Source organism: Pseudomonas sp. MPR-R2A5 (assembly GCF_058793055.1).
Genome location: NZ_JBXAFK010000057.1, coordinates 1 through 13733, shown reverse-complemented (window position 1 = coordinate 13733; position 13733 = coordinate 1). Strand labels below are relative to the sequence as shown.

The 13733-nt window shown below is 62.0% G+C and carries 11 protein-coding genes; all 11 read right to left on the bottom strand.

Translation table 11 applies throughout. The features are described from left to right. Positions 1-226: 226 nt before the first annotated feature. The 11 genes from dtd to hutU all read right to left on the bottom strand — a co-directional run bounded on the left by dtd (position 227) and on the right by hutU (position 13368). Complete coding sequence (gene dtd / locus AC1Q6I_RS29780; protein WP_024072920.1) at positions 227-664, bottom strand: D-aminoacyl-tRNA deacylase; 438 nt, start codon at positions 662-664, stop codon at positions 227-229. After that, positions 661-1632 (bottom strand): prolyl aminopeptidase, encoded by a 972-nt coding sequence (gene pip / locus AC1Q6I_RS29775; RefSeq protein ID WP_024072919.1) that lies wholly within the window; start codon positions 1630-1632, stop codon positions 661-663. Before pip ends, dtd begins: the two co-directional genes overlap by 4 nt. Before the next feature lie 261 nt (positions 1633-1893). Beyond that, a complete protein-coding gene (hutG, locus tag AC1Q6I_RS29770) occupies positions 1894-2697 on the bottom strand; it encodes an N-formylglutamate deformylase (RefSeq protein ID WP_069075078.1) in 804 nt (267 codons plus the stop codon). An 11-nt stretch (positions 2698-2708) separates the two neighbouring features. Then, a complete protein-coding gene (gene hutI, locus AC1Q6I_RS29765; protein ID WP_069075079.1) occupies positions 2709-3914 on the bottom strand; it encodes an imidazolonepropionase in 1206 nt (401 codons plus the stop codon). A 145-nt stretch (positions 3915-4059) separates the two neighbouring features. Then, a complete protein-coding gene (gene hutH / locus AC1Q6I_RS29760; RefSeq protein ID WP_102625429.1) occupies positions 4060-5592 on the bottom strand; it encodes a histidine ammonia-lyase in 1533 nt (510 codons plus the stop codon). 25 nt (positions 5593-5617) lie between these two features. Next, on the bottom strand, positions 5618-7141 hold the full coding sequence (gene hutH, locus AC1Q6I_RS29755) for a histidine ammonia-lyase (protein ID WP_102625432.1): 1524 nt from the start codon (positions 7139-7141) through the stop codon (positions 5618-5620). A 143-nt stretch (positions 7142-7284) separates the two neighbouring features. Beyond that, on the bottom strand, positions 7285-8109 hold the full coding sequence (locus tag AC1Q6I_RS29750; RefSeq protein WP_024072914.1) for a quaternary amine ABC transporter ATP-binding protein: 825 nt from the start codon (positions 8107-8109) through the stop codon (positions 7285-7287). Beyond that, positions 8106-8957, bottom strand: coding sequence for an ABC transporter permease (locus AC1Q6I_RS29745; protein ID WP_069075080.1), 852 nt, complete (start codon positions 8955-8957; stop codon positions 8106-8108). Before AC1Q6I_RS29745 ends, AC1Q6I_RS29750 begins: the two co-directional genes overlap by 4 nt. 71 nt (positions 8958-9028) lie before the next feature. Next, positions 9029-9994 (bottom strand): ABC transporter substrate-binding protein, encoded by a 966-nt coding sequence (locus tag AC1Q6I_RS29740; protein WP_102625430.1) that lies wholly within the window; start codon positions 9992-9994, stop codon positions 9029-9031. Between the two features lie 69 nt (positions 9995-10063). Beyond that, positions 10064-11524, bottom strand: coding sequence for a purine-cytosine permease family protein (locus AC1Q6I_RS29735; RefSeq protein ID WP_102625431.1), 1461 nt, complete (start codon positions 11522-11524; stop codon positions 10064-10066). Positions 11525-11664: 140 nt separating this feature from the next. Further along, positions 11665-13368 carry a urocanate hydratase gene (gene hutU / locus AC1Q6I_RS29730; RefSeq protein WP_051448859.1) on the bottom strand — a complete coding sequence of 568 codons (1704 nt, stop codon included), beginning with the start codon at positions 13366-13368 and terminating at the stop codon, positions 11665-11667. Between the last annotated feature and the right edge of the window lie 365 nt (positions 13369-13733).

Genomic DNA, 13733 nt, shown 5'->3' with positions numbered 1-13733 from the left:
AGCTATCTATATGCCAGGTTGGCGAGCATTGTTCCGACTCCCCTGGGTCAAAATGATTCCCCTGAGGCTATCGGACAAGTCTCTACCTAAGTCAAAAATGGACCAATCAACGCTGATCCCCGTAGCGCGCGATTATCTAGTAGCCCGCGATACAACGCATCAGGGACAACGAAGTATTTGTAGCGAAACCCTGCGTTTTTAGGCATTAAAGTCGTTTTTAATACATTCATGTCTGTAGGAGGAAGGTCACAGGGCCATCATTGACCAAATGCACCTGCATATCCGCACCAAAACGCCCCGACGCCACCGTGCCATGCAATTGTTGCGCTTGTGACAACAAGTGCTCAAAAAGCGCCGCTCCCAAGGCGGGAGGCGCCGCCGTGGAGAAGCTTGGCCGCAGCCCGCTCCTGGTGTCGGCCGCCAGGGTGAACTGCGACACCAGCAGCAAACCGCCGCCGATATCCTTCAGCGAACGGTTCATCTTGCCCTCGTCGTCGCTGAATACCCGGTAGTTAAGCAGCTTGTGCAGGAGTTTGTCGGCACTCTCGCGTGTATCCGATGGCTCAACGGCCACCAGCACCAGCAAACCCTGGTCGATCGCCCCTACGATTTCGCCTGCGACTTCGACACGGGCGCCACGCACCCGCTGCAACAGGCCCTTCATGCTTCTTCTGGTGGCAGATCAAGCAGGCGTCGCGCCATTTCGCCGGTCGCGCGGACCAGAGCATCCGTAATACCGGGCTCGGACGCCGCATGGCCAGCCTCGCGGATCACCTGCAGTTCACTGTTGGGCCACGCCTGATGCAACTCCCAAGCGTTATCCAGAGGGCAGATCATATCGTAGCGCCCATGGATGATTACGCCAGGCAGATGGGCGATCTTATGCATGTCGCGAATCAGTTGGTTGGGCTCCAGGAAGGAGTTATTGGTGAAGTAATGGCACTCGATACGCGCAATGGACAGTGCGCGTTGCGGCTCGGAGAAACGCTCCACATGCTGCGGGCTCGGGCACAGGCCCAGCATGCGACCTTCCCAGCCGGACCAGGCCTTGGCCGCGTGCATCTGGGCGATCTGGTCGTTGCCGGTCAGACGCTTGTGATAGGCCGCGATCATGTCGTGACGCTCATCGGCAGGAATCGGCGCGATGTAGTCCTGCCAGTAATCCGGGAACAGGCGGCTGGCGCCGGCCTGGTAGAACCATTCGATGTCCTGCGGGCGGGCGAGGAAAATGCCGCGCACGATCAGGCCATGCACGCGCTCGGGGTGGGTTTGCGCGTAGGCCAGGGCCAGGGTCGAGCCCCAGGAGCCGCCAAACAGCACCCATTTGTCGATGCCCAGGTGCTCGCGGATGCGCTCGAGGTCGGCGACCAGGTCCCAGGTGGTGTTGTTTTCCAGGCTGGCGCGGGGTGTTGAGCGGCCGCAGCCACGTTGGTCGAATGTGACGATGCGGTACAGGTTCGGATCGAAATAGCAGCGGCTCTGGGCGTCGCAACCTGAGCCTGGGCCACCGTGGATGAAGACCACAGGCAAGCCCTCGGGGGAGCCACTTTCATCGACATACAGCGTGTGAATGGCATCAACGGCCAGATCGTGCCGGGCGTAGGGTTTGATCTGCGGGTACCAAGTCTGCATTGCGCGCTCCATAAGGGGTCGGGTTCATCCCTGGTGGGACGTCTTTTATTTTGCCGTCTGGCACTATAAACCCGAATTGTGCAATGAGCATGTCCTTGAGTACTTAGACCGGTGTCAGCCGTTCGCCATGTAAGTACTGGAACAGACAGCGATACAACGGATCGACCTCTGCCGCCTGGCCCTGGGCCCGCAAACGAGCGTGGACCAGCCCTTTGCCGAGGTACAGCACAGTGCCCACGCCCCCGAGAGCCCGCACTTCAATTACTTTGAATAACGCTGTTTCCCCCACGCTAGCAGCCCTTGCAGCAACTGCTTCAACACCACCCGCGTCGGTTCGGCCAGATCCGGGCGATAGCGGAACGGCTCGAACTCTTCCATATAGGTGCTCTGGCACAACTCCAGCTGCACGGCGTGGATATCCTGCGCCGGGTTGCCGTAATGGCGGGTGATATGGCCGCCCTTGAAGCGCCCGTTCAAGACGTGGGTGTACTGTGGATAAGTGGCACAGATGGCTTCGAGCTGGCTGGCCAGTTCCGGATCACAGGCGGCGCCGTTGAAGGTGCCCAGGTTGAAGTCCGGCAGCTTGCCGTCGAACAGGTGGGGGATTACCGAGCGGATCGAATGCGCATCGAACAGCAGCGCATAGCCGAACTCAGCCTTGAGGCGGGCCAGTTCCTCTTGCAGTGTGCGGTGGTACGGGCCCCAGACCTTTTGCAGGTAGTTGGCGCGTTCGGTCGCGCTCGGTTCCAGCCCTTCACGGAACAACGGCACGCCATCGAACAGCGTCGCCGGGTACAGGCCGGTGGTGGCGCCGGCGTACAGCGGCTTGTCGTCGGACGGCCGGTTGAGGTCGATGACAAATCGCGAGTACTGCGCCGCCAAGGTGCTGGCGCCCAGTTCCTCGGCAAAGTCATACAGGGTCGGAATGTGCCAGTCGGTGTCCGGCAGGCTTTGCGCCTCGGGGATCAAACCGGCTTCGACCGCGGGCGTGAGGCGCAACCCGGCGTGGGGCATGCTGATCAGCAGCGGCACGCGGCCTTGTTTGAAGCTCAGAACCTTATCCACAACGGTACTCCTTAAACATTGATATCGACGCCGTGGCGCACGACGCGTTTATCCAGCTCGCCGCCCAGCCAATAGGCCAGGTCGGCGGGGCGATCGATCTGCCAGGCCACAAAGTCGGCAACCTTGCCCACTTCCAGCGAGCCATGGGTATCGCCCATGCCCAGGGCGGTGGCCGCGTGTTGCGTGGCGCCGGCCAGGGCTTCTTCCGGGGTCATGCGGAACAGGGTGCAGGCCATGTTCAGCATCAACCGCACCGACAACGCCGGCGAGGTACCGGGGTTGAGGTCACTGGCGATGGCGATTTTCACGCCGTGCCTGCGCAAGGCATCCATGGGCGGCAACTGGGTTTCGCGCAGGAAGTAGAACGCCCCCGGCAGCAAGACTGCGACGGTACCGGACGCGGCCATGGCGATGGCGTCGTCTTCGGTCATGAACTCCAGGTGATCCGCCGACAGCGCCTGGTAACGCGCCGCCAGGCTCGAACCGTGCAGCGATGACAGTTGCTCGGCGTGCAGCTTGACCGGTAGGCCGAGTTGCCGGGCGACTTTAAACACGCGCTCGACTTGTTCGGGCGAAAACGCCAGGTATTCGCAGAAGGCATCCACCGCGTCCACCAGCCCTTCGGCGGCCAGCGCCGGCAGCATCTCGGTGCAGATGTGATCGATGTAGTCGTCGGCGCGGTCCTTGTACTCCGGTGGCAAGGCGTGGGCCGCCAGGCAGGTGGCGCGCACGCTGACCGGCAGCGCATCACCGAGGCGGCGAATCACCCTCAGCAACTTGCGTTCGCTGGCTAGGTCCAGGCCGTAGCCGGATTTGATCTCCACCGTGGTCACGCCATCGCGCAGCAAACTGCACAGGCGCTTGCGGCTGCTTTCGAACAATTCGTCTTCGCTGGCGGCGCGCGTGGCGCGCACGGTGCTGGCGATACCGCCGCCCTGGGCGGCGATCTCGGCATAGCTCACGCCTTCAAGGCGCTGCTCGAATTCGCCACTGCGGTTGCCGCCGAACACTGTGTGGGTGTGGCAGTCGATCAGCCCGGGAGTCACCCAGGCGCCTTGCAGGTCATGCACCTGGGCATAGTCCAGCGTGGGCACTTGGCTGCGCGGGCCGATCCACTCGATAAGCGAACCCACGGTGACCATCGCGGCATCCTCGATGATCGAGTATTTGCCTTGGGCCATGGTTGCAACGTGGCAGTGCTGCCAAAGGGTTTTCATCAACGGCTCCCGATGTGATCCCTGATCCCTGTAGGAGCGAGCTTGCTCGCGAAGGACGTCAGCGATAACGCGTGCATCCTGGATGAATGCGGTGTCCTTGAGTTTTTCGCGAGCAAGCTCGCTCCTACAGGGGGGTGTGGTGTGTTTAGAGGCTCGGCAGCAACTTGGCCGGCACCAGTTCATTCAGGCAGCGGCTGGCGAGCAGTTCGCTGGCGGCGATGATGTCCGGGGCGAAGAAGCGGTCCTTGTCGTAGAACGCCACCTTGGCGCGCAGGATGCCACGGGCCTTTTCCAGTTTCGGCGAGGTTTTCAGGCCTTCGCGCAGGTCCAGGCCCTGGCAGGCGGCCAGCCATTCAACCGCCAAGATACCGCGTACGTTCTCGGCCATTTCCCACAGGCGCTTGCCGGCCGCCGGCGCCATGGACACGTGGTCTTCCTGGTTGGCCGAGGTCGGCAGGCTGTCGACGCTATGGGGATGGGCCAGCGCCTTGTTCTCGCTGGCGAGTGCCGCGGCGGTCACCTGGGCAATCATGAAGCCGGAGTTCACCCCGCCATTGCCCACCAGGAACGGCGGCAGTTGCGACATGTGCTTGTCCATCATCAACGAGATACGGCGCTCGCTCAGGGAACCGATTTCAGCGATGGCCAGCGCCATGTTGTCAGCAGCCATGGCCACCGGTTCGGCGTGGAAGTTGCCGCCGGAGATCACGTCGCCTTCCGCGGCGAAGACCAGCGGGTTGTCTGACACGGCGTTGGCTTCGATCACCAGCACGTCGGCGGCCTGGCGGAACTGGGTCAGGCAGGCGCCCATGACCTGTGGCTGGCAGCGCAGGGAGTACGGGTCTTGGACCTTGTCGCAATTCTGGTGCGACTGCGACACCTGGCTGCTGTCGCCGAGCAGGTCGCGATAAGCCGCCGCCGAGTCGATCTGCCCACGCTGGCCACGGGCTGCGTGGATTCGCGCATCGAACGGCGAACGCGAACCCAGCACCGCTTCCACGGTGAGGCCGCCACAGGCCAGGGCGCCGGCGAACAGATCTTCACCTTCGAACAGGCCGCGCAAGGCGTAGGCAGTGGACACCTGGGTGCCGTTGAGCAGCGCCAGCCCCTCCTTGGCGGCCAGGGTCAGCGGTGTGAGGCCGGCGACTTTCAGCGCGTCGGTCGCCTCCAGCCATTCGCCCTTGTGGCGCGCCTTGCCTTCGCCGAGCAGCACCAGGGACATATGGGCCAAGGGCGCCAAGTCGCCGGACGCACCGACCGAACCTTTCAGCGGAATATGCGGGTACACCTCGGCGTTGATCAGCGCGATCAGTGCGTCGATGACCTGGCGGCGAATCCCGGAAAAGCCACGGCTCAGGCTGTTGACCTTGAGCACCATGACCAGCCGCACCAGCGCATCGCTGATGGGCTCACCGACGCCTGCGGCATGGGACAGCACCAAGGAGCGCTGGAGGTTTTCCAGGTCTTCGCTGGCAATGCGGGTCGAGGCCAGCAGGCCGAAACCGGTGTTGATGCCGTAGGCAGTGCGGTTATCGGCGAGAATCTGTTCCACGCAGGCGACACTGGCTTCAATCTGGGCCGAGGCACTGTCATCCAGGCTGAGGGTTACCGGCTGCTGGTAGATGGCCCGCAGTTGGGCGAGGCTCAGTTGGCCTGGAATCAGGTTTAGCGCAGTCACATTCGTGCTCCTTGTGAATTATTGTTCAGTGCAATTCGGGAAAAACCGGGTGCAGCAAAGCGGTGTTCTTGAGCAGCGCGGCGGCGGTGGCGATGTCCGGCGCCAGCCAGCGATCCTGCTCGTACGGTGGCACGTGTTCACGCAACAGGCGCCAGGCGCTGTCGGTGCCCGCGCCGAAGCGCTGGCCCTTGAGGAATTCGAATGCCTGGGCCGCCAGCAGGTACTCGATGGCGAGGATCTGAGTGACGTTGGCCAGCACCTGGTGCAGCTTGAGCGCGGCATTGGTGCCCATGCTCAAATGGTCTTCCTGCAGGCCCGACGTGACGAAGTTGTCGAGTACCGCCGGTTGCGCCAGCTGGCGGTTTTGCCCGCACAACGAAGCGGCGACGTACTGCACGATCATCATCCCGGAGTTGACCCCGGGGTTGCTCACCAGAAACGCCGGCAGGCCGCTGACGTGGGGGTTGATCAGGCGGTCGAGACGGCGCTCGGCCACCGAGCCGATTTCGGCCATGGCGATGGCGAGCATATCGGCAGCCAGCGCCACGAACTGCCCGTGAGGGTTGGCCTGGGACACTACGCGGTAGTTGTCCGGCGTACCGAGTACCAGTGGGTTGTCGGTGGCGCTGTTGAGTTCGGTCTCGATCTGGCGGGTCGCGTGCTCCAGCTGATCGCGCGCCGCACCGTGGATCTGCGGGATCGAGCGGATGCTCAAGGCGTCCTGGGTGCGGATGCCTTTGCTGCTGGCGATCACTTCACTGCCATCGAGCAACGCGCGCAGGTTGATACCGACCTGCTGCATGCCGGGGTGAGGCTTGAGGGCAATGATTTCTTCGTCGAACGCATCGATCTGGCCACGCAGGGCCTCGAAACTCATGGCGCCGATCACATCGGCCCATTGCAGCAGGTGGTGAGCATCGGCCAGGGCCAGGCAACTCAGGCCGGTCATGCACGGCGTGCCGTTGACCAGGCACAGGCCGTCCTTGGCGCCGAGTACCACCGGCTGCAAACCTTCTTGGTCCAGGGCCTGTTGCGCCGGGACGACCTGACCGCGATAGCTCACATGACCGACGCCCAGCAGCGCCACACCGACATGGGCCATATGGGTCAGATAACCCACCGAGCCCTGGGACGGTACTTGCGGCGTGATGCCGTGGTTGAGCAGCGCCAGCAGCGAATGCACCACCTGCGGATGCAGGCCGGATTTGCCGTGGCTGTAGTTGATGACGGCCGCACAGATGATCGCGCGGGTCTGCTCGTCGCTGAGTACCGGGCCGACGCCACAGGCGTGGCTCAACAGGGTATTGCGCGACAACTGGCTCAGTTGCTCGCCCTCAAGCGACACGTTGCACAACGCGCCCAGCCCGGTGTTCACGCCGTAGGCGCGTTCGCCGCTGGTGACGATGCGCTGCACGATGGCCTGGGCATTGTCGATCCGCGCCCAGGCCTGGCCGGAGAGTTGGAGCACCGCGCCGTGACGGGCGACGGCGACCACGTCCTGCCAGCGCAGGGGGGTGTCGGCGATGATGATTTTTGCTGCCTGGGACATCTTCATACCTTCTTCAATTCTTGTGCAGCCTTACCGGCCCTATCGGGGGCAAGCCCCCTCCCAGCTTTGAAGGTGTTCACAATTCAAAATGTGGGAGGGGGCTTGCCCCCGATAGGGCCAGCAGCCTTCCCACACATCCAGGATCAGACCACCGCCGCCCGCCGCTGAACAAACCGATCCACATACTCATCCGCCGGCGAGTGCAGGATCTCCCGCGGCGTGCCGACCTGGATCAGCTTGCCGTCCTTGAGGATCGCGATGCGGTTACCGATACGCACGGCCTCGTCGAGGTCGTGGGTGATGAATACGATGGTCTTGTGCAGGGTCTTTTGCAGCTCGAGCAACTGGTCCTGCATCTCGGCGCGAATCAGCGGGTCGAGGGCGCTGAAGGCTTCGTCCATCAGGATGATGTCGGTGTCGGCCGCCAGGGCGCGGGCCAGGCCCACACGTTGGCGCATACCGCCGGAGAGCTGGTGCGGGTATTTGTTTTCGTAGCCCTTGAGGCCCACGGTTTCGACCCAGTGCTGTGCGCGTTCGGTACAGACTTGCTTGGTTTCGCCGCGCACCTTGAGGCCATAGGCGACGTTGTCGAGCACGCTCTTGTGGGGCAACAGGCCGAAGCTCTGGAACACCATGCTGATCTTGTGCCGACGGAATTGGCGCAGGGCGTCCATGTCCAGTTGCAGGATGTCTTCACCGTCGACCAGGATCGCACCGCTGGTGGGGTCGATCAGGCGATTGAAGTGGCGCACCAGCGTGGATTTGCCCGAGCCCGACAGACCCATGATCACGAAGATCTCGCCGGTACCGATGCTCAGGGACAAATCGTTAACGCCGACCACGCAACCGGTCTCGGCCAGCACTTGATCCTTGGTCTTGCCCTGGCCGATCAACGACAGCGCCTCCTTGGAGCGGGCGCCGAAGATCTTGAAGACGTTTTTTACTTCGATTTTGCTGACAGTAGTCATTTGCTCGCCTCATGCCGTGGACGACCATAGGCCTGGGTAATGCGGTCGATGACCACTGCGAGAATCACGATCGCCAGCCCGGCTTCCAGGCCACGACCGACGTTGAGGGTCTGGATGCCGACGAGCACGTCTTCGCCCAGGCCACGGGCGCCGATCATCGAGGCGATCACCACCATCGACAACGCCATCATGGTGGTCTGGTTGATACCGGCCATGATGCTCGGCAGGGCCAGCGGCAGTTGCACGCCGAACAGTTGCTGCCAGCGGTTGGCACCAAAGGCGTTGATGGCTTCCATGACTTCGCCGTCGACCTGGCGAATCCCCAGGTCGGTCAGGCGAATCAGCGGCGGCGCGGCGTAGATCACCGTGGCGAAGATCGCCGGCACCTTGCCCAGGCCGAACAGCATCAGCACCGGGATCAGGTACACGAAGCTGGGCATGGTTTGCATGATATCGAGCAGCGGCATCAGCACCGAACGCAGGCGATTGCTGCGTGCCGACAAAATGCCCAGCGGAATGCCGATCAGCACCGAGATCACCGTGGCGACCATCATCAGCGCCAGGGTCTGCATCAGCTTGTCCCACAGGCCGACCGCGCCCACCAGGAACAGCAAGCCGACGATCACCGCCGTGGTCAGCGCCTTGCGGGTGGCATGCCAGGCAACACCGCCGACGATGGCCAGCATCAGCCACCAGGGAGCTGCACGCAGCAACCCTTCCAGGTTGACGATGGCCCACAGCAGGGTGTCGGAGATGTGCCGGAACACATCGCCGTAATTGGTGACCAGTGAGTCCACCCAACCGTTGACCCAGTCGGCAATGGAAAACGTAAAACTCTCAGGAAACATAGCGTGCTCTCGATCCAGTGGGTTGTGGCCAGGCGCCCGGCTACCCCTCAGGGTAGCCGTGCACACTTGACCTACAAGGCCGCGTCGATTTTCTTGGCTGCGTCTTCACTCACCCAGGCGTGCCAGACTTCAGGATGTTCCTTGAGGAAAATTTTCGCCAGTTTCGGCGACTCAATTCGCTCCTTGGCCATGCGCCCCAGGTTCTGGTTCAGCAGGTCGATGGGCAGGTTGACTTTTTCCAGCACAGCCACCAGTTCCGGGGCTTGTTCGTGGAAGGTCTTGGACAGGCCGACCTTGATGCTCACGCTTTTATCCACACCCGGTTTTTCTTCCAGTTTCACCAAGTCGACCTGGCCCATCAGCGGTGTCGGCGACCAGTAGTAGAACAGGATCGGTTCGCCACGCTTGTAGCTCGACAGCACCGCGGCATCCAACGCCGGGCCGGTGCCTGGACGGAAGTTGGTGTAGCTGCTTTCCAGGCCGTAGCTCTTGAGCATTTCGCTGTTGTCCAGCTCGCAGGTCCAGCCGGCCGGGCAGTTGTAGAAACGGCCCTTGGAGGGTTCTTCCGGGTCTTTGAACACAGAGGCGTACTTGGCCAGGTCGGCGATGTTTTTCAGGCCCGCCGCCTTGGGTTCCAACTTGCGCTTGGCATCACCTTCAACCACATAGCGCGGCACGTACCAGCCTTCGATAGCGCCCACAATCGGCGCACCGACGCCGACGACTTTGCCGGCCTTCTCGGCCTTGTTCCACACTTCGCTGCGGCCAACCCACTCTTCGGCAAACACTTGGATATCGTTGCTGCTCAGGGCGTTTTCCATGGTGATGGAGTTGCCGGGCAGGCTATCGGTTTTGCAGTCGTAGACTTTTTCCAGAACGGTTTGCAGGATGTCGGTGAGCAACATGCCGCTTTCCCAGTTCAGGCCGGCGAACTTCACCGGTTTACCGGATTCACACCAACCGGCCGCCTGGGCGCCAGCAGTGGCCAGCAAGCCCGCGGAGAATACGGTGGCCAACAGGGTCTTGTGCATTTTCATTGTTGTGACGCTCCCAATCATGAAATGGATTACGGCAGTCATTAGGCATCCTGCCCTGTCCACGTCCCCTCAGGCCTGTGGAACCAGCCCGTTTGTCGTCGTTGGTACAGCGCCCTGCTCTAGCGGCAGGATCAGGTGTTCAGGCATCGATCTGGGCCATTTTTTTGCCGCCCAGTAGTACAGCGCGGCGGGAAGTACCAGGCCGATGATCCAGGAAATGTCCACATCCCCCAGGGCCGCCACCAGCGGGCCGGTGTAGAACTTGGTGGAGATGAATGGCAATTGCACCAGCACCCCGAATACGTAGACGCTGATACCGACCGGGTTCCAACGGCCGTAGCGACCGTTCGGATCGGCCAGCGCCGACACGTCATAGCGATCACGAGTGATGCAGTAGTAGTCGACCAGGTTGATCGCACTCCAAGGCGTAAAGAACGCCAGCAGGAACAGGATGAAAGACTTGAATGCACCGAGGAACGAGTGCTGGCCAAGCAAGGCGATCAGGGTCGCCGCGCCAACGATGGCCAGCACGAACACAAGACGCTGCAAGCGCGTGACCTCCAGGCGACCCCGAAAGCCGCTGATGATGGTCGCGATGCACATGAAGCTGCCGTAGGAGTTCAGCGTAGAGATGGTGACCTTGCCGAACGCGATGCTGAAGTACAGCAGCGCAGCCGAGGCCCCCGCACCACCCAGACCTACGATGTAGGCCACTTCATGACCGGCAAATTGCCCGTTGGACATGGCCGCGGCAAACACGCCGAGGATCATCGCCACCTGTGCGCCAACCACCGAACCGGCACCGGCCGCCAGAAAGGTTTTCACCGAGGACGTCGTGCTCGGCAGGTAGCGTGAATAGTCCGCCACGTAAGGGCCGAAGGCGATTTGCCAGGATGCCGCGAGCGACACCGCCAGCAGGAAGCTGCTCCAACTGAAGTGACGGATTTGCAGGAGCGCACCAACGTCGGCCTGGCTCATCAGACGGCTGAACAGGTAGACAAAGGCAATCACGCCAATGACGCTGGCAACGCGGCCGATGAAGTGGATCACCCGGTAGCCGAGCACCGTGACCAGCACGATGACACTGGCGAAGGCCAGGATCCCGACGCTGTCGCTGACACCGAACAATTGGCCCAGCGCCTGACCGGAAAGCACCGTGCCCGTCGCGGTGAAACCGAGGTACATCAAGCAGACCAGTACGATCGGGATCGCCGCGCCATACACACCGAATTGCACCCGGCTGGAGATCATCTGCGGCAGGCCCAGCTTGGGCCCTTGGGCCGCATGCAACGCCATCACGCCACCGCCCAGCAGTTGACCGATCAGCAGGCCGATCAACGACCAGAACACATCACCGCCCAGCACCACGGCCAGGGCCCCGGTGACGATCGCAGTGATCTGCAGGTTGGCACCCAGCCACAGGGTGAACTGGCTCAATAGACGACCGTGTCTTTCCGCTTCCGGGATGTAGTCGATCGAACGCCTTTCGATCAACGGGGTGGTGCTTGCACGCGCATCATTTGCAGCCATGGGTGTTCAACCTCTGATGGATTGTTTTGGGTTCGCCGCCGATCACATGTGGAGGGGGCTTGCTGCCGATGGCAGTGGGTCAGTCGCCAGACCTATTGGCTGATACACCACCATCGGGAGCAAGCCCCCTCCCACATCGGTTACTTGATCATCGGCAGGTTCAGCCCCTGCTCTTTGGCGCAGTCGATCGCGATCTGGTAACCCGCATCGGCATGACGCATCACCCCGGTGGCCGGGTCGTTGTGCAGTACGCGAGCAATCCGCTCAGCGGCTTCGTCGGTGCCGTCACAGACGATTACCATCCCGGAGTGTTGGGAGAAGCCCATGCCCACGCCGCCGCCGTGGTGCAGCGAAACCCAGGTCGCGCCGCTGGCGGTGTTGAGCAAGGCGTTGAGCAGAGGCCAATCGGACACGGCGTCGGAACCGTCCTGCATGGCTTCGGTTTCGCGGTTGGGGCTGGCCACCGAGCCGGAGTCCAGGTGGTCACGGCCGATCACGACCGGTGCCGACAGCTCACCGCTGCGCACCATTTCGTTGAACGCCAGGCCCAGCTTGGCGCGCTGGCCCAGGCCAACCCAGCAGATACGCGCCGGCAGGCCCTGGAAGCTGATGCGCTCGCGCGCCATGTCCAGCCAGTTGTGCAGGTGGGCGTCGTCGGGGATCAGCTCCTTGACCTTGGCGTCGGTCTTGTAGATGTCCTGCGGGTCACCGGACAGCGCCGCCCAACGGAACGGGCCGATGCCACGGCAGAACAGCGGGCGGATATACGCCGGTACGAAGCCTGGGAAGTCGAACGCATTTTCCACGCCCTCTTCCTGCGCCATCTGGCGGATGTTGTTGCCGTAGTCGAAGGTCGGGATGCCTTGCTTCTGGAATTCCAACATGGCTTTGACGTGCACGGCCATCGACTGCTTGGCGGCCTTGATCACGGCCGCCGGTTCGGTCTTGGCGCGGGCGCGGTATTCGTCCCAGGTCCAACCGGCCGGCAGGTAACCGTTGAGCGGGTCGTGGGCGCTGGTCTGGTCGGTGACCATGTCCGGACGCACGCCGCGCTTGACCAGTTCCGGCAGGATTTCGGCGGCGTTACCCAGCAGGGCGATGGAAATCGCCTTGCCCTCTTTGGTGTACTTGGCAATGCGCGCCAGGGCGTCGTCGAGGTCGGTGGCTTGTTCGTCGACGTAACGGCTGTTCAGGCGGAAATCGATGCTGACTTGCTGGCATTCAATGTTCAACGAGCAGGCGCCAGCCAGGGTTGCAGCCAGTGGTTGAGCGCCGCCCATGCCGCCGAGGCCGGCGGTCAGTACCCAACGGCCCTTGAGGTCGCTGTTGTAATGCTGGCGACCGGCTTCGACGAAGGTTTCGTACGTGCCTTGGACGATGCCCTGGCTGCCGATGTAGATCCAGCTGCCGGCGGTCATCTGGCCGTACATGGCCAGGCCCTTGGCATCCAGTTCGTTGAAGTGTTCCCAGCTGGCCCAGTGCGGCACCAGGTTGGAGTTGGCGATCAGCACGCGCGGCGCATTGGTGTGGGTCTTGAACACGCCGACCGGTTTGCCGGATTGCACCAGCAGGGTTTCGTCGTCATTCAGGTGGGTGAGGCTTTCGACGATCTGGTCGTAGCACTCCCAGTTGCGCGCTGCACGGCCAATACCACCGTACACCACCAGTTCTTTCGGGTTCTCGGCCACTTGCGGGTCAAGGTTGTTCATCAGCATGCGCAGCGGCGCTTCGGTCAGCCAGCTTTTGGCGGTGAGCTTATTACCGCGGGCGGCACGGATTTCGACGTCACGGTATTTTGTAGGCCTTGCTTTCGAAAAATCGGTCACAGCTGGACTCCTCGGCATGATGCGCGAACATGGACGGTGCGAAGGAGAGTCTTACGCACACATCTTTACTTGTACATACAAGCATATGCAATCAAGCGGCCAACTTTCTGAGGAAGGTGTTCGGATTTTTTTGGAAAGCGCGTTCGAGCCTTGGAAATTAAGGCTTGGAGGGATGATGAAATTTCTTACGAAGGCGTTTTATAGCGAGGGGGGGTTGTCACGACAGCGCGGTTTTGCGCCACGCTGGGGCGTTCGGTAACAAAATGGTGCGGGACCTGGAAACAGGTCGCAAGAACAGTGGGAAACAAATGTGGGAGGGGGCTTGCCCCGGTACAAACCGGGGACATCGTTTACATTTCTAACCGGGGACATGGTTTACAGGT